The 16674-nt window shown below is 63.2% G+C and carries 11 protein-coding genes; 5 read left to right on the forward strand and 6 right to left on the reverse strand.

Going from position 1 to position 16674, the window contains the following annotated elements:
* The first annotated feature begins 186 nt into the window (after window positions 1–186).
* Window positions 187–1410 carry an acyltransferase gene (locus tag D0B32_RS09075; protein ID WP_117333635.1) on the forward strand — a complete coding sequence of 408 codons (1224 nt, stop codon included), beginning with the start codon at window positions 187–189 and terminating at the stop codon, window positions 1408–1410.
* A gap of 204 nt (window positions 1411–1614) precedes the next feature.
* Here the strand turns inward: D0B32_RS09075 and D0B32_RS09080 are convergent, their stop codons facing one another.
* The 3 genes from D0B32_RS09080 to D0B32_RS09090 all read right to left on the reverse strand — a co-directional run bounded on the left by D0B32_RS09080 (window position 1615) and on the right by D0B32_RS09090 (window position 8049).
* Entirely contained in the window at window positions 1615–4134 is a 2520-nt protein-coding gene (locus tag D0B32_RS09080; RefSeq protein ID WP_117333636.1) for a glycosyltransferase family 4 protein, read from the reverse strand.
* Window positions 4131–5597, reverse strand: a complete 1467-nt coding sequence (locus D0B32_RS09085; RefSeq protein WP_117333637.1) for an oligosaccharide flippase family protein — start codon at window positions 5595–5597, stop codon at window positions 4131–4133. The genes D0B32_RS09080 and D0B32_RS09085 overlap by 4 nt, the downstream gene beginning before the upstream one ends.
* A 244-nt stretch (window positions 5598–5841) precedes the next feature.
* Complete coding sequence (locus D0B32_RS09090; protein WP_404935539.1) at window positions 5842–8049, reverse strand: hypothetical protein; 2208 nt, start codon at window positions 8047–8049, stop codon at window positions 5842–5844.
* A 498-nt stretch (window positions 8050–8547) separates the two neighbouring features.
* Here D0B32_RS09090 and D0B32_RS09095 point away from each other — a divergent pair, with 498 nt between their 5' ends.
* From D0B32_RS09095 to ppk2, 4 genes are all read left to right on the forward strand, one after another.
* The gene (locus D0B32_RS09095) at window positions 8548–9693 is read left to right on the forward strand and encodes an acyltransferase (RefSeq protein ID WP_117333638.1); all 1146 of its coding nucleotides are present in this window, start codon (window positions 8548–8550) and stop codon (window positions 9691–9693) included.
* A 13-nt stretch (window positions 9694–9706) separates the two neighbouring features.
* Window positions 9707–10750 (forward strand): GDP-mannose 4,6-dehydratase, encoded by a 1044-nt coding sequence (gmd, locus tag D0B32_RS09100; protein ID WP_117333639.1) that lies wholly within the window; start codon window positions 9707–9709, stop codon window positions 10748–10750.
* 260 nt (window positions 10751–11010) lie between these two features.
* On the forward strand, window positions 11011–11265 hold the full coding sequence (locus D0B32_RS09105; protein WP_117333640.1) for a YdcH family protein: 255 nt from the start codon (window positions 11011–11013) through the stop codon (window positions 11263–11265).
* 250 nt (window positions 11266–11515) lie between these two features.
* Window positions 11516–12547, forward strand: a complete 1032-nt coding sequence (ppk2, locus tag D0B32_RS09110) for a polyphosphate kinase 2 (RefSeq protein ID WP_117334145.1) — start codon at window positions 11516–11518, stop codon at window positions 12545–12547.
* Window positions 12548–12641: 94 nt separating this feature from the next.
* Here the strand turns inward: ppk2 and D0B32_RS09115 are convergent, their stop codons facing one another.
* The 3 genes from D0B32_RS09115 to D0B32_RS09125 are packed head-to-tail and all read right to left on the reverse strand — an operon-like array spanning window position 12642 to window position 16672.
* Window positions 12642–13808, reverse strand: a complete 1167-nt coding sequence (locus D0B32_RS09115; RefSeq protein ID WP_117333641.1) for a glycosyltransferase family 4 protein — start codon at window positions 13806–13808, stop codon at window positions 12642–12644.
* Window positions 13805–15163, reverse strand: coding sequence for a glycosyltransferase family 4 protein (locus D0B32_RS09120; protein ID WP_117333642.1), 1359 nt, complete (start codon window positions 15161–15163; stop codon window positions 13805–13807). Before D0B32_RS09120 ends, D0B32_RS09115 begins: the two co-directional genes overlap by 4 nt.
* Entirely contained in the window at window positions 15164–16672 is a 1509-nt protein-coding gene (locus tag D0B32_RS09125; RefSeq protein WP_117333643.1) for a glucose-6-phosphate isomerase, read from the reverse strand.
* Between the last annotated feature and the right edge of the window lie 2 nt (window positions 16673–16674).

Genomic DNA, 16674 nt, shown 5'->3' on the forward strand with positions numbered 1-16674 from the left:
TGATAAAAATGCGCAATAAATCTCATACCACCGGGGCAACAGGCGGAGAATTTTTATTCAATTATTTACGCTCGCACTGCACTAGGATGGCCGTGCGGCTGCACATGCGTTCTTCGAGGCATTCAGGCAACGCATGTTGCGTCACGCCGCGTCACCAGCCCCTCACCTGTATGGAAAGGACCGCGTATGAGCGACCCCGCCTTCGATCCGAGCCGCGCCTCCCTGCCGTTTCACACGCACCCGCAGCGCACAGCGCGCACGGAGCGGGTCGAAACACGCGCGGACGCCGCCGGCAAGGAACACGTCATCGACGCCATGCGCGGGTTCGCCGCGCTGCTCGTCGCGTATTTTCATTGCCGCCAGGTCGTGTGGGTGGGCATGCAGAGCTTCCACGCAAGCGTCGGTCATGCGCTCAGTCTGAACGCCATCGCGGCGTATCTGACCTTCCCGATCGCATGGGGCTCGGCTGGCGTGCCGATTTTTTTCGTCATCAGCGGCTACTGCATTCATCGCGGCGCGGCATTCAAGCTCGCGAGCGACCCGGCGTACCGGCTCGACAACACCAATTTCTGGGCGCGGCGTTTTGCGCGCATCTATCCGGTGCTGCTCGCGGCGTTGCTGCTGACCTTCGCGCTCGACTGGGCCAGCCTGCATCTGCCGCCGGTCAATCACAAGGTGCGTGAGATTGGGCTGCACGCGTTCCTTGTCAACCTGTTTTCGCTGCAAGGCGTGGCGGGCAAGACCTACGGCTCGAATGGCGCGCTCTGGACGCTGTCGCTCGAAGTGCAGTTCTATGTGATCTATCCATTGCTGTTTGCCTTGCGGCGGCGCATCGGCATGAACTGGGTGCTCGCCATCGTGGGGCTCGTCAATCTCGTCTCGGCCTACGCGCTCGAACGTCACGACATCCAGTTCTTCACTTCGTACTGGTTTTCGTGGACCCTCGGTGCGTGGATCGCGGACGCCAAGGCGCGTGCGGCCGTTTCGAAGCAAGCGGCACGGCCCGCCTCCGTGTGGTGGTACGCGGTCGCAGCGGGTCTCGTTGCGGCGGGCTGCGTGGCCTTTCACTTCGGTCAGTACGGTGCGTTTCAATTGTGGGCACTGGGTTTTGCGTTCTATCTGTACAAGGCGCTCGAGCGTCGCACGGCGGCTTCGTGGCTTTCCGCCGGATTGTCGCGCTTTGGCGACTTCAGCTTTTCGCTGTATCTGATCCACTTGCCTATCTTCGTGCTGCTGTCGTCGCTGCTGTATCGCTCGGCCTTGCAGATGTCGATCTGGCCGTCGTTCGGTTTCATGCTGGTCGCGATCCCGGTGGCGTATCTGTTCTATCGGCTGGTCGAATTGCCGGCCATGCAATGGTCCGCGAGTTTGAAGCCCAAGAACCGGCGCGTCGCTTCTCTAAACGGCTGACACGCAACAACGCATGGCCGCGGTGCGAGGACGGCACGTCAACAACAGAAACGGGTCCCTCGCGTCTTTGTTTTACACAGCGGCTGTTTGACGTGAACGACGCATCAACCCGTCAGCACAAAAGTTAAAGGCCGCGGTGCCGTCCTGTAAGGGACATCACCGCGGCCTTTTTGCCTGTTGCCGCGAGGCTTGCTCGGGAAAGGATTACCCCGCCACCACGCCGTTCAGGATACGCGCCACGCCATCCACGTAATTGGCGGCGCCAAAGCGATTCAACGCCGTGCGATAGCCGTTGTTCACCAGCCGCTCGCGTAGTTCGCCGTTCGAGCGCAGTTCGGCCAGCGTATCGGCGAGTGTATGCGCATCACCCGGCGTGCACAGCAGGCCGTTCTCGTGATCGTCGATGATCTCCAGCACGCCACCCGCGCGCGACGCCACCACCGGCCGCTGCGCCAGCATCCCTTCCACGATCACCCGGCCAAACGGCTCCGGTGTAATGGACGTGTGCACCACGGCATCCACTGCGCACATGCAGGCCGCGATATCGTGCTGAAAACCGAGGAAATGCACGCGGTCACCGAGTCCGTGCTTCGCCACGAAGGCGCGCAACTCGACCTCGTAAGCGTCCTCGCCGAAAAGCGGCGCGCCCACCAGCACGGCATGCATATGCGGGTTGAGCACCATCGCTTCGAGCAGCACGTGTTGCCCCTTCCAGCGCGCGAGGCGGCTAAACGAGCCCGCGAGAAACGCGTCCTGCGGCAGATTCAGGCGCGCGCGCAAGGTGGCTTGCGGGACGTGACGCAGGGCGTCGAAGGCATCCGAAGGGATGCCGTTGAACACCACGTCGATCCGTTTCGCGTCGAAACCGGTCAACTCGGAAAATGCCTTGGCGGACGCGGCGGAATTCGCGATCACATGCGCGAGACCGAGCCGCGCGCACCATTTGATGATCTGCAACTGCTTCGCGCCGAAATGCTCCGCGCTGACGATATCGCGCAGATGCCACACCACGGGCCGCCGCGCGAGCCGCCCGGCGATGGCGCCAATCACCATCGCGCGCTGCGTGTTGGCGTACAGCACATCAGCCGTACGTGCACGCGCGACCGTGGCGCGCACCAGCGCCGCCACGCCCTTGAGCGCCTGCCCAAGCGGCGGCGTGCCGCCCTGCTTGCGCACTTCGCGCAACGCGCCGGAATCCAGCACGCGCACGTTCACGCCAGCCGTGTCGAGCGCGGTACGAAACGGGCCGTCGTCGAACAGCACGACTTCGATGCGCGAGCGCAACGCCTTCACGATCTCCAGCAACGATAATTCCGCGCCGCCAAGTACGCCGCTTTGGTCGAGCGCCAGAATGCGGGGCGCGTGTGAGGCGGCAGACTTCTCAGCAGGTTGACGTAAGGTCTGAGGCAACGCGTCTGCCACCGCTCCTGCCACCGCTTCTGCCACATACGGTTCGAACGCAGGCAACATCGCGCCCTGCATCGCCGGCACAGCGGCGCGTACATGGGCAAAGAAACGCTCGCGAAAACGCGCGGTGGAAAAACGTTCGGCATTCGCGCGGCAATCTTTGGCGGCGAAGCTGCCGGCATGCGAGTCGAACGCTTCAACGGCGGCGATGATCGACTCGGCGCGTTGTTCATCGAAAAACATGCCAGTGGGCCGTGGGTCCGACAAATCGCGCACAGTCTCCAACGCCCCGCCCTTGCCATACGCAATCACGGGCGTGCCGCAAGCCTGCGCCTCCACCACCGAAATGCCGAAGTCCTCCTCGGCCGCGAACACGAAGGCCTTCGCGCGCTGCATATGATCCTGCAGCACCTTGAACGGCTGATAACCCATGATCTGCACATTCGCCGACGCCTTGGCGCGGATCTTCTGCATATCCGGTCCATCTCCGATCACGACGAGACGCCGCTGCGGCATGCGCGCGAACGCTTCCACGATCAGATCGATCTTCTTGTACGGCACCATGCGCGACGCCGTCAGATAGAAGTCGTCCTTTTGCTCGTGCAACGCGAACGCGTCGACATCGACCGGCGGGAAAATGACCTGCGCCTCGCGCTGATAGACCTTGCGGATACGCCGCGCGATGAACTCCGAATTGGCCACGAAGGTGTCCACGGAGTTCGAGGTGCGGATATCCCAGTTGCGCATGTAATGCAAAATCATCCGCGCGAGCGCCGACTTCGGCCCGCTGGTGAGCTTCGACTGCTGAAGATACTGATGCTGCAAATCCCACGCATAGCGGATCGGCGAATGCACGTAGCTGATGTGCACCTGGTCAGGCCCGGTCAGCACGCCTTTGGCCACCGCGTGACTGCTCGAAATGACTACGTCGTAGGCCGAGACGTCTAGCTGTTCGATCGCGATCGGCATCAACGGCAGATAGGCGCGGTATTTCGTGCGCGCCTTCGGCAGCTTCTGGATAAACGAGGTGGTCACCGGTTTGCCGCGCAGAAAGCTGCGGTCCTCCAGAAAGTCGACCACGCTAAACAGATCGGCATCCGGAAAGCACGCGACGATCTGTTCCAGCACGCGCTCGGCACCCGCGTAGGTGACGAGCCAGTCGTGCACGATTGCCACCCGCACCTGCTTGCCTGCGGGCGGCACGCGGCGCGGTGGGGTTTCGCGTGCCGGTGGCGTAACCAGCGCAGCGGGCAATTGATCCAGCGCGCTGCGCTGAGCCGGCACCAGCACGGCTTCGTCCATGACTTCCTGGTTCATGCGCTCTTCCTCGGATTCAGTCGCAGCAGCAGCGAACGCGCAAGATCGCGCAAAGCGGGCGTGGTCGTGATCGACCACGCGAGATTGAGAGCCGCCACCAGCGAACCTGCGGCGACGGCCAGCGAAAGTGTGGGTACGAGTGCGGCGAGCCACAGACTCGCCAGCAGAAACACCAGATGCGCGAGCATGTCGAGCGCGATGGGCCGGGCGCGGATAGACGAGAAGCGCAGCAGCACGCCGTAGTCGAACAAGGCGCGGCCCGCGACGGCCACGGCAGCACCCGTCAGCCCGAAGTGACCGATGCCGAACCACAACGCAGCGGCAAAGAGCGGCAGTTCGAACACGCCCACCCGCGCCGCAACTGCGGGATTGACCTGCGACTGGATCATGATGCGCGTGACGTTGGCCTGCCCGACGAGCCATACCGAGATGATCAGCATGCGACCCACCGGTGCCGCAACGGTGGCGATCTCGTCGCCCACCCACAGATGCAGGAACGGCCCGAGCACGAACATCGCGCCGAGCGTCACCGGCGTGAAGGCGGCATTCAGAAACTCGAGGGACTGCTGCGTGATCAGGTCCGCGTGCTCGCGTCCCACGGCGGACAGGCGCGGAAACAGCGTGCGCACCAGCGCGGTCGGCACGATGTTCAGACGCGTGACGAGGTTTTGCGGCACCGTATAGAACGTCACGAAGCGCGCGCCAAGACCCGTGCCGAGAAAGACCTTGTCGAGCGAATCGGCCACCATCGTCGTGACGCTGGCCACCAGCATCCAGCCGCCGAAGTTGAAGAGCCCTTTCGCCACCCCCAGTTGCGGTGGCAACACCTTGCGAATGCCCAGCACCTTGAACGACGACCAGCCGAGCATGGCCGCCGCGATCAGCCGCGCCACCACGGCGGCGGCCAGCACGTTTTGCAGGCTCGGTCCCATCAGCCAGGCCGCGCCGAGCGGCAACAACTGGAAAATGAAGGTGCCGATGGTCTGGTTGGTGTTATAGATGCCGAAGCGTTCAGCGCCGTTGATCGCCCCGGCGAATACCCACGAGACGTTGGCAATGGGAATTGCAATGGCGAGCCACGGCAGCGCCATGTAGACCTCGTGCTGCAAGGCCGGTGTCACACGCGTGAAGTACGCGGTGTAAAGAAACGCGCCAAAATAAATGATCAGGCCACCCACCACACCCGTCACCAGATTGAGCCAGGTGGCGCTCCAGAAAACGCGTGCGCTTTCGTCCGCATCGTTCGAGGCGAGTGCCTTCGAAATATGATTCTGTGCGGCCATGCTCATGCCGAGATCGAGAATCGAGAAATAGCCGATCAAGGTCCAGACGAGCGCAATCACGCCGTAACGTTCGACACCCAGCAAGCGGATATACGATGGCACGGTGACGAGCGAAACGAAGGTGGGCAGTACGAGCCCAAAGAAGTTGATCGCTACGTTCCTGAGTATGCTTTTGTCCATCGGATGCCTTTTGAGTCAGAGGGGCGTGGCTTGCCGCAAGCGTTGCAGCACGTTGCAATGTGTCGTCATGCGACCGGCCGTGCCCAGGATTGCGCTTCGAGTAAAGCACGTAAAAAATGCGTTTCGCCGCTCAAAAATCGACAGAAAAATAATTCGCATCACTACGCACGCAGACCTGTATGCGGTGTTTCGTCACCGTGCATGCAACGCCGTGCAATGCCGCACGTCGTGCCGCAGCGCTTCCTCAAGCCGGCTTCCAGCGGTACATCATTACCTTGCCGCGCGCGTCCTCTTCGACGAATACCAGGTACTCGCCGTTGCTGCGCCGATACGCGCTGATGCCGTTGGGCACGTCCACCCAGCCCGACGCCTGACCCACTTCGGGACCGGCCCGGATCACGCCCACTTCCTTGCCGCTGTCCTTGTCGTACACATGCACGGCGCCGACCGCTTCGACCGTAAACACGTACTGTCCTTCGACGGTCATGCCAATCGTCGTCTGCACGGGTTTGGCCTCGGGGTCCCACGGCAGCGCGAGCGTGTAGCGCGCAACCGGCTTGCCGCTCGACCAGTGGTCGTAGCGCACCAGCACCCGCCCTACCTCTTTCCAGAAGCCGCTCACGGGTGGTGCGTCAGTCGTATAGCCGCTCACGTATAGCGTGTCGGTGTCGGGTACATAGATGGCGCGGCGCAGTTCGCTGAACGGCTGCGGCATCGCGTAGGAAGTCATGTCCGTATAGGCGTAAAGCGGATTGCCGTGCGCATCGAGGCCGCCAAAATGCAGGCGGCGGATGCCTTTGGTGTCGCTCGTGTGCCAGATGTCGCCGGCCGTATCCACCCACCAGCCCCAGCCGCCCGCGAGCTTCGTGCCGCTGGTGTTCAGCGTGAAGCCGTCGCTATCGAAGCGGCCGTCGCCGTGCACGTCGCGCCAGATCCAGTCGCCGCCCGGCGGCGCGTTTGGCACCTGCGCGACAGGACGCTCACGCCCGGCGATCAGGCCTGATGGAATCGCGGTCTCGCCGTCGTGCGCGGCATCGAAGCGGTAGATCTTCAGGTGATCGGAATACATGTCGGTCAGGTAAAGGAAGGTGTGTCCCTTCAACTGACGCGCCATCGGCAAGCCGGGCCACTGGTCCGTGTGAAAGACGGGGTCGTCTGGGTACTTGAAGCGGTTCGACAGAAAGCCCGCGTATTTCCAGTCCTGCCCGGCGGGTTTCGTCAGGTCCAGTTCGAAGCGCTTGTTGCCGGTATAGACGCTGTCAGGCCGCGCCGGATCGATCCACGCGCCGTCGACGAACAACAGCCCTTGCACCTGCCAGTTCTGCTTGCCATCGGGCGCGTAGCTTTCGAGCGTGGCGCCAAGACCCGCGCCGATGGGTGCGTAACGTGGACCGATGCCGTTGCCCGCCACGTAGACGTTGCCGCGTGCATCCACGCCCACGCCGGTCAACCCGTTGAAGCGGCGCGGGCCAGGCTGGCCGGCCACGCCCGAGAAAATGCCGCCACGCTCGCCCAGCGTGCCGTCAGCGACATAGGCGCCATTGCGCTTCGAGAAAAACAACACCTGCTGACGCGGACCGTTATCCGCGACCAGCACGCGGCCTTGCGTATCGAGCGCGATGTCGACCGGCACCGCATCGTCGGGCAGCGGCAGCGTGTCGCCGAGCAACTGACCGCTCGCCGAATAATGGGCCACGTGAGGCGTTTTATCGCTTTGCGTGCCGGTGAGCACCCACAGCGTGCCGTCCGTGGCGAGCGCCAGCTTGCCCGGTTCGTGCACACTCCAGGTAGTCTTTCTCTGCATGGATTCCGCGTCGAACACCTCGATACGGTTCTGCGTGGTGTTCGCGGCGTAGAGCGTAGTGTCGCTCGCCGCGAGTCCGTTGATGTCGGCGTGCGTGCCGGTGGGCACTTCGTTCATCATCAGGAAGGCGGCAGCGAGTTGCGCATGCGGGTCTGTTGCGCCATGTACCGACGCATTGGCGATCCCCGCAGGCGGCTGAAACAGCGCACCCAGTTTGGGATTGCTTATCTGCCGCCGCGAAATGCCGAACCACTGCTGGCCTTTTTCCGGCCAGATGCCCTGCCCGACGAGGCGGCCCTTTTCGTTACCCACGGAGACGGCCAGATATACATAACGATGGTTCAAGGCGATCGCATTGCCGCCCGCTGTGCCCCAGCCATGCGTGCCGCCCGCAAAGCCCAGCATCTTGCCGTTCTGATACGTGCTGGCTTCCGCGCCGCTTTCGTCCCACGGCGCGTTGGTGTAGACCTTGCCGTCGGGTGTGACGGCAATTGCCGTGATATTGATCTGCGTCCAGCTACCGTCGCCATAGCCAAAGGTATTGCCGATCCAGGCCGTCTGCGCATTCAGCGCCGTTTCGGCCGAAGCGGCGCTCGCGGCGAGGCAGGCAAGCGCAACCATCCAGGTCGCGAAGATGGGACGCACCAAGGTGTTCCTCCAGTCAGGGCCAGCCGCATCGCGTGGCGCGCATGCACAGGCGAAAGTCGATGAGGTGGCCGCAATGGCACAGGGACGGGGTCATGCAGCGGGAGATCGGGCAGCCGGCGCATCGCCTGACCGCGCGCACGCCGCTTCGCATTCACCGCCCGCACATTAAGCGGGAAATTGGCCCTGACGAAAATCGAAAATAATTCAAAAATATTCCGCAAATAAAGCGCAGAAAATCCACGGCTTTCTTGTAGCCAATGCCTCCGGATTACGCCTGAATTAAGCCCGAATTTCTTTTCGACACGTCGCGCCGCGCTGTTGTATTTGTTCATTTCATTCGCGTTTTTCGCCGATTTCTTTTCCCTAGAATGAACCGTCATCGCCATTGCGCGTTCGTAGCGCCGCCGTATCCAGCGCGAGCGAACCCGCGTCGATGGCATGCCCATGCCGCACACGCCTTCGTTTGACGGCCCACCCGTTGCTCACCGTGGATGGTTCATGACTGCACGTGTACTGCCTGCCCCGCCTTCTCCTTCCCGCCGCATCGTGCAGCTCGACGGTCTGCGGGCGATCGCCGTGCTGGCGGTGTTCGCGCAACACGCATTGGGTGCGCCGTTATGGATGGGCGTCGATCTGTTTTTCGTGCTGAGCGGCTTTCTGATTACCGGCATCCTGCTCGAACGTAAAGCGCGCGAGCAATCGTATTTCAGTTACTTCTACGCGCGTCGTGCGCGCCGCATCCTGCCGCCGTATCTGCTGCTGATGGCGGTGTCGTCCGTGCTGTTCGGCTTTGGCTGGGCGAAGCATTGGGAGTGGTACGCGTTCTTCGCGACCAACATTGGCGATGCACTTGGTCAGAGCGGACACGAGAGCCTGAATGTGCTGTGGTCGCTCGCGGTGGAAGAGCAGTTCTACATTGTCTGGCCGTTCGTGATCCTGCTGCTGCCCGAACGCGTGCTCGGCTGGGTGGCCGCCGCCTCGATCGTTCTCGTGCCCGTGCTGCGCGCCGTGGCGACGCCGTGGTTCGCGACCTACTGGCCGATCTATTACCTGACGCCGTTCCGCATGGACCTGCTGGCGGCCGGCGCCTTGCTGGCGGTGGCCGTGCGGCGCGATCCAGAGGCCTTGCAGCCGTTCCGGCCGCTGGCCATGCTCGGCTGCATCGTGGCGCTCGCCGTGCTGGCGTGGCTGCATCTGCACTATCCGCGTTTTCGCGCTGAAAATACGCCGCTTTCGAATGCCGCGCTGTATAGCGTCTCGCTGGTGCTCTGCACGTCCATCGTCGTCATTGCGTTGCAAAGCAAGGGCATCGTCAAGCGGCTGCTGTCGCATCCGGTGCTCGTGTATATCGGCACGATCAGCTACACCGTCTATCTGGTTCATCTGAGCATCCTCTACGCGCTGTGGACGCTGGTGCCGCTGCCTATGAACCGCTATGCCAGCGCCGCCTGCGCGCTGGCGCTCACGCTGGTCTATGCCAGCGTCACGTGGTTCGTGTTCGAAAAGCGCCTGATTCATGGCACGGCGTCACGCCGGCCGCACCCGGCCGCGCCGCGTGCTGGTGCCGCACATATCGCGCATACGGCACATACGGCACATACCGCGCAGACCACCCAGACTTTTTCTCCCCCTCCCTTACCTTGACCCAAGGCAACCTATGAGCACTCAACGCAAAGCGATCATCACCGGCGTGTCCGGCCAGGACGGTGCATATCTGGCGAAACTGTTGCTCGACAAGGGCTATCAGGTGACTGGCACGTATCGGCGCACCAGCTCCGTCAATTTCTGGCGCATGGACGAACTGGGCATTACGGGCCATCCGAATCTGCGCCTCGTGGAGCACGATCTGACCGACTTCGGTTCGACGCTGCGTCTGCTGGCAGGCGTCGAGGCCGACGAACTGTACAACCTCGCCGCACAGAGTTTCGTGGGCGTGTCGTTCGACCAGCCGGTGACGACGGCCGAAGTGACCGGCATTGGCGCCTTGAACCTGCTCGAAGGCATCCGCATTCTGAGCCCCAAAACGCGCTACTACCAGGCATCGACTTCGGAGATGTTCGGCAAGGTGCAGGCGGTGCCGCAGCGCGAGGACACGCCCTTCTATCCGCGCAGCCCGTATGGCGTGGCCAAACTGTTCGCGCACTGGACGACCATCAACTATCGCGAGTCGTACGGACTCTTTGCCAGCAGCGGGATTCTGTTCAATCACGAATCGCCGTTGCGTGGCCGTGAGTTCGTCACGCGCAAGATCACCGATACGGTCGCCAAGATCAAACTCGGCAAGCAGGATGCGCTGGAACTCGGCAATCTGGACGCGAAGCGCGACTGGGGCTTTGCGCTGGAATACGTGGAAGGCATGTGGCGCATGCTGCAGGCGCGTGAACCGGATACCTATGTGCTCGCCACCAACCGCACCGAAACGGTCCGCGATTTCGTGCGTATGGCGTTTCGGGCGGCCGGTTATCAGCTGGAATGGTCGGGCAAGGAAGAGCGCGAAATCGGCATCAACGTGGCTACCGGAAAGACGCTGGTGCGCGTGAATCCGAAGTTCTATCGCCCGGCGGAAGTGGACCTGCTGATCGGTTGCGCGGATAAAGCGCGCGAGAAGCTCGGCTGGCAGCCGCAGACCACCCTCGAACAGTTGTGCCAGATGATGGTCGCCGCGGATATTGCGCGCAATCAGGATCGCGAGACGTTTTAGGCTAATCGTTAAGGCGCGCGGCGGTGGTCATGTGGGGCGGCCCGCCGCGCGCCTTTTGATGGGTTGGTTGTGTGCGCTGTTTCTCGTTGTTTTCGTTGTGCTCGTTGTGCTCGTTCCCTGCGTGCAATGCGTGTGCGTGACTTTGATGGTAGCCACTTAAATCCGCATCGCCCTGATGCGCGTCAAGCGGCTCGATACCTGGCAGTGCAAAAATAACGACTCCAGAAGGCGTTAGCCTTCGCCTCACAAGGAGCGCCAGAATGTTTCCCGAGTATCGTGACCTGATCTCCCGCCTCAAGACTCAAGACGCCCACTTCTCCCGCCTGTTCGAGCGCCACAACGAACTCGACCATCAGATCCACAATATGGAAACCGGCGTCACGCCGACCAACAGCAGCGCCATCGACACCCTCAAACGGGAAAAACTCAAGTTGAAAGATCAGCTTTACGCGGTGTTGCGTAAGGCTGCAGCGGCAGGGTCCGATTCGGCGGACGCAGCGGACGCGGTTGCCTGAGGGCGAGACACGTTCGCGCGCTTCGTTCGCTTCGTTCGCGCTTCGTCCACTTACCGTCGGCTTTTCGTTCGCTCATCTTTCATACGGAGTCTCCCCTTTGGTATCACGAGAACAATCACGCCCACACGCACCACAGCACGCGTCGTCACACGAACCGCGCAACGAAGCGCAGCACGCCGCCCCGCACGCCTCACTGCACGAGCGCGACGCCGCCAACGCACCGGTGCGCCGCGCTGCACAAGGCGACGTCATGAGCGGCCATTCGCCGCTCGCCGCCGAGCGCAAGGAAACCGGTCACGCCGTTCAGGCCGCCAACGAGTTGATCGCCAACAGCATGCAAGACGCTCTGGCGAGCCAGGGCACCCAGCAACCCGCGGCGCTCATCGACACCGTGCGTGCCTTGATGGGCGGCCTCTCGCCGGACGAAACCAGCGCCTTGCGCACACTGCTGTTCGAAGGCAATCCGGCCACGTGGCACGCCGGCAGCAGCCGTCACCCGGATGACGAACTGTCACCCGCGCTGCGCGAAGGCGGCTATCCCTACCGCAATCTGATGTCGCGCCGTGCCTATGAAAAGCAGAAATACCGGCTGCAAGTCGAACTATTGAAGCTGCAGGCGTGGGTGCGCGAGACCGGCCAACGCGTCGTGATCCTGTTCGAAGGGCGCGACGCCGCCGGCAAGGGGGGCACCATCAAGCGTTTCATGGAGCATCTGAATCCGCGCGGCGCGCGTGTCGTGGCGCTGGAAAAGCCCAGCGACTCGGAACGCGGCCAATGGTACTTTCAGCGCTATGTGCAGCATTTGCCCACGGCCGGTGAAATCGTACTGTTCGACCGTTCCTGGTACAACCGGGCCGGCGTCGAGCGCGTGATGAACTTCTGCACGCCGCACGAATACGACGCCTTCATGCAGCAGGTGCCCGAGTTCGAGCGGCATCTGGCGCGCAGCGGCACGCATATCATCAAGTTCTGGTTCTCGGTAAGCCGTGAAGAGCAACGCCGCCGCTTCAAGGAACGCGAGGTTCATCCGCTCAAGCAGTGGAAGCTAAGCCCGGTGGATCTCGCCTCACTGGACAAGTGGGACGAGTACACGCAAGCCAAGGAAGCCATGTTCGCGCACACCGACACGGCGGACGCCCCCTGGACCGTGATCCGCTCCGATTGCAAGAAGCGCGCACGCCTGAACGCCCTGCGTTACATCCTGCACAAACTGCCGTACGCGAACCGCGAGTTGAACGTGATTGGGCCGGTGGACCCGCTGATCGTCGGACGGGCCATGTGACCCGTCCGCGGTGTCGTCAGTGGCGGCGTCCGCGGTGTCGTCCGCGGTGTCGTGAGTGTTGTCCGCTGTGTTGTTCACACCACCGCCCACGGCTTCAATGCAGACTGCCCGCCGCAATCGCCTCTTCATAGACACGTGCAACCCGCCTCGCGATCACCGCATTGTCGAAGTGATCGCGCGCATAGGCATAGCAGGCGTCGGCGTCGGGCAGTTTCAGCTTGCCGCTGAGCGCGGCGCCGAGCCCGTCCGCTATCGCCGCTGCGCCGGTGGCCGGCAACACCAGATCCGACGACAGCCCCGCCACCGCTTCGGGCAAACCACCCACCGGCGTGACGAGCACCGGCGTGCCCGAGGCCAGCGATTCCACGGTGATCAAACCGAAGCCCTCCAGAGCCACGGTCGGCACCACGCTGATCGTCGCGGCGCGATACAGTGCGGCCAGGTGCTGATCGGGCACGAAGCCCAGCAGCTTCACGTTGTCCTGGAGACCCGCTTCGTTGATGCGCGTCTGCAACTCGCCCTCCAGCCGTCCCTTGCCCGCAATCAACAGCAGCACATCGGGCACACGGCGCTTGAGCAGCTTCACCGCGTCGATCAGGTCCTCCAGCCCCATGCGGCGCACGAGCCGCCGCACCGCCAGCACGATCGGTCGACCTTGCGGCAGTTGCAGCTTAAGACGTGCTTCGGCGGGTGTGATCGGCAGATTGAATTGCTCCACGTTCACGCAACCCGGCACCACGCGAATCCGCTCCGGCGAGATGCCGTAGCGCGCCGTGAGAATCTTGCCGAATGCGTCGGACAACACGATCAAGCGCGATGAGCGCGCATACACCGCCTGCTCCAGATAACGCTTGGCGCGCTGCCCGAGCGAATCCGCGCCTTCCACGTGACTTTCGTCGGCCCACGGTCCCTGAAAATGCGAAACCTGCGGAATGCCGCGCGTCACATCCAGACCCGGGAACGTATAGAGCGCGAAGTGCGACGAGATCACATCAGGCCGCTCGCTGCCAATCTCGCGACGCAGCGCGCGGCGCGCGGCCATCAAACGCAGCGGCAACGATTGCGCTGCCGAGCCAAAGCCCTGGATCGCTCCGCCGGTGTCCTGGGCCACGCGCGGCGAGCCCGCCACCACGCCGCGCACCGCGACGCCCGCACCCGGCAGCGCGCCCACCAGCGAGTAGTACATGCGGTCGAGGCCACCGGCCCGTTCCGGAAACCAGTGCATGCCGATTTGCAACGATTTGATAGCGGCCGAGGTCATGGTCGTGTCCCTGTAGTGGCGTTGTTAATGGCGTGGTTAATGGCGTGAGCGTTCGTGTAGAAATCTGCGTAGGAATACGCGAGCTTCTGCATCCGGTTTTGACTGCGGCGCGGCTGCTGCATCAGATCGCGTCCCTGATATTCGAGACCCTTGCCGCCCGCCAGCGCGTTCGGCCGGAGCGATTCGGCGCCCGCCGGTGCATCCACGCGTCGCCGGTCTTCCTTGTGTCCCGCAAGCTGCCGGTACAGCGCAATGTATTGCGCGGCCATGCGTGCCCAGCCGAAACGCGTGGCCAGTTCGTTGGCCGCCACGCCCATCGCGCGGCGTGCATCGTCGGCACCGGCGAGCCGGGCGACGGCTGCGGCCAGCGCGGTGGGATCGTCCGGATCGTCGAGCACGATGCCGCACTCCGGCGTGATGATCTCGGCGCCGCCCGCTGTCTTTGCCGTGACGACCGGCAAGCCGGCCGCCATCGCTTCGAGCAGCGAGAGGCTCATCGCCTCGTAGCGCGACGGAAACACGAAGGCATCGACGGAGTGCATCAGCACCGGCATCTCCTTGACGAGCCCGAGAAAATGCACGCGCGACTCGATCCCGAGAGCACGTGCTTCCTCCGGATACGGACTGCCCGGCAGATAACCCGCCACAGCGATATGCACGTGCTCGGGCAACTGGCACAGCGCCTTGAGCACCGTGCCCAGGTTCTTGCGCGGCGTGCGCAGATCGCCCACGAACAGCAGCAGGAATGCATCGGCCGGCAGCTTGAAGCGGCTGCGATCGCCGGTGGCGGCGGCGAAGCCCTGCGTATCGACGCCGTTGTAGATCACGTCGACACGATTGCGCGGCGTGAGACCGATGGCGCGGATTTCATCGGCCACCTTCTGCGAGACCGCGGTGATCACCCGCGAGCGCCGGTAGGCCCAGCGTTCGAGCCACGCGTTCGCCCGCGTGTAGACGAACTGATAGGCCGACCACACGCCCTTGGTCAGACCGAACGGGTAGTAGCGGCTGCCGAACCAGCCGCTATGCACGAAGTGCGCGGTGTTCACATCGGCGGGTACCCAGCTGATGAAGCCGTTCACATGCAGCACGTCGTAGGCGTGGCGATTGCGGCGCAACCACAGCGCGCTCTTCAACGCGAACACCTGCTGACGCAACAGATTGGTCGGCCACCAGCGGCCGATTTTCATCGGCACCCAGCGTACGTTGGGATGCGCCAGCAGTTCGGGCGCCACGTGTGACGCGACCAGCGTCACCGCGATGCCTTCGTCGAGGGCGGCACGCGCAATCTCGTGGTTGACGCGTCCCTGGCCGTCGTTATGGCGCACGACGTGCGTGACAATCGCGACTCTCAATCAGGTGCCTCCGTGCAGAATGAACTCACGCGCGCGATTCAGCTTTTGCCAGTGCGCCGCGGAGAGGATCGAAAAAAGACTCATGAAAAGCAGCAGTCCGCCAGTGCCTACCAGCGAATTGGTGAACACCAGCATCGTGACGATGGCGAGCCCGAGGCTAATGGACGCCGACACGAACTTGTCGTTGCGCAGCTTGAACGAGGCCAGCAGCGCGCGCACCAGCAGCCAGCCAATGCCGGACAGATACAGCAGCGTGCCGGGCCAGCCGAGCACGAACGGAATGTTCATCACACCACTGTCGAAGTTGCCGTATTGGCCCAACTGGCCGCCGTCGTTCGAGAGCTTCGTGGAGGTGCCCGTCGCGCCCATGCCTTCGCCGGACACGTCGGTGAAGGCCTTCTGCGCGAAGCTCGCGTAGAACGCATTGCGGGCCGCATAGCTTTGATCGTCCTTGAGATTGACGATGCTGTTCAGGCGCGTCTGCATACGCTCGGCCACCGGTCCCACCGCGAGCAAGGGTACGCACAAGCCGGCCAGCAACACCGCGCTGCCGATAATGCGCAGCCGCACCTTGTTGTTCGATTTGACCAGCTGGATCAGCAGCGCGACGACCCAGCCGCCCCACGTCGAGCGCACGAGGCTCAGTCCGAAAGAGAGAAAGCCGAGCGCGGCGGCGACCCAGCGCACCCGATGATTCGCGGCCATCACGTAGACCATCGCGCCCATCATCGCGAATGCGAACGGGCCGGACGAGTTCATCGTGCTGAAGACGCGCACGCCCATCGGCACCGGATCGCCCTGCGAGTTCATCTGCGAGCCGAGCATCCACAGCGCGTCCCACGCCGGCATGATGGCGAATTGCACCACGCCGTAGCCGCCCATCACCAGCATCCCCCAGATGAAGGTGTTGATGATGGTCTCGCGATACGCCGGGTAATTGCGCGTGTTCGCCATGATGTGAAAGCCGATCAGGATCGGATAGAGCCAGTTGGCGAGGTCATACGTGGCGGCGAGCGGCCCGCTCGACGCAATGCCCACCATGTAACCGTAGGCGAGTCCCGCGAGGATCAGCAGCACCGGCAGGCCACGCCGTTGCGCGAGCACCGGATAGTGCCGCACCAGCGAGAGACCGCTGATCATCGTGACCGCCAGCGGCGCGACCTGGATGAGACTGGTGGGCGTGAACGCGCCTTTGGACCAGTCCGCGAGACGCCGCACTTCCGGGCTCAGAAACCACAGCCACCACATGAAGCCGACATAGCGCGCCGGACTGCGGAAATACAGCCACAGGCCGGTCATGATGGCGAGCACCGGAAACGCCAGCGTCAAGACGGTGCCCTGGTGTGCGAGCACCAGCAGCGCGGTCAGCAACCACAGCATGGCAGGCGGCGCCCATTCCATCGGATCGCTGGCGAGGCGGCGCGCGGCATCGCTCACAGCGCCGCGCGCCCCTTTTGCGCCTGCTGCCCCTGGTGCCCCCGGTGTAGCGGCGCGCATGATCGAGCTCATCC

The organism is Paraburkholderia sp. DHOC27 (assembly GCF_003429005.1).
Lineage (GTDB): Bacteria > Pseudomonadota > Gammaproteobacteria > Burkholderiales > Burkholderiaceae > Paraburkholderia.

What these genes read in the sequence shown, in the direction of transcription:
- D0B32_RS09095 (WP_117333638.1), top strand. Translation starts at nt 8,548, where the DNA reads ATGACTGCACGTGTACTGCCTGCCCCGCCTTCTCCTTCCCGCCGCATC.
- D0B32_RS09105 (WP_117333640.1), top strand. Translation starts at nt 11,011, where the DNA reads ATGTTTCCCGAGTATCGTGACCTGATCTCCCGCCTCAAGACTCAAGAC.
- D0B32_RS09085 (WP_117333637.1), bottom strand. Translation starts at nt 5,597, where the DNA reads ATGGACAAAAGCATACTCAGGAACGTAGCGATCAACTTCTTTGGGCTC.
- gmd (WP_117333639.1), top strand. Translation starts at nt 9,707, where the DNA reads ATGAGCACTCAACGCAAAGCGATCATCACCGGCGTGTCCGGCCAGGAC.
- D0B32_RS09080 (WP_117333636.1), bottom strand. Translation starts at nt 4,134, where the DNA reads ATGAACCAGGAAGTCATGGACGAAGCCGTGCTGGTGCCGGCTCAGCGC.
- ppk2 (WP_117334145.1), top strand. Translation starts at nt 11,516, where the DNA reads ATGAGCGGCCATTCGCCGCTCGCCGCCGAGCGCAAGGAAACCGGTCAC.
- D0B32_RS09125 (WP_117333643.1), bottom strand. Translation starts at nt 16,672, where the DNA reads ATGAGCTCGATCATGCGCGCCGCTACACCGGGGGCACCAGGGGCAGCA.
- D0B32_RS09075 (WP_117333635.1), top strand. Translation starts at nt 187, where the DNA reads ATGAGCGACCCCGCCTTCGATCCGAGCCGCGCCTCCCTGCCGTTTCAC.
- D0B32_RS09115 (WP_117333641.1), bottom strand. Translation starts at nt 13,808, where the DNA reads ATGACCTCGGCCGCTATCAAATCGTTGCAAATCGGCATGCACTGGTTT.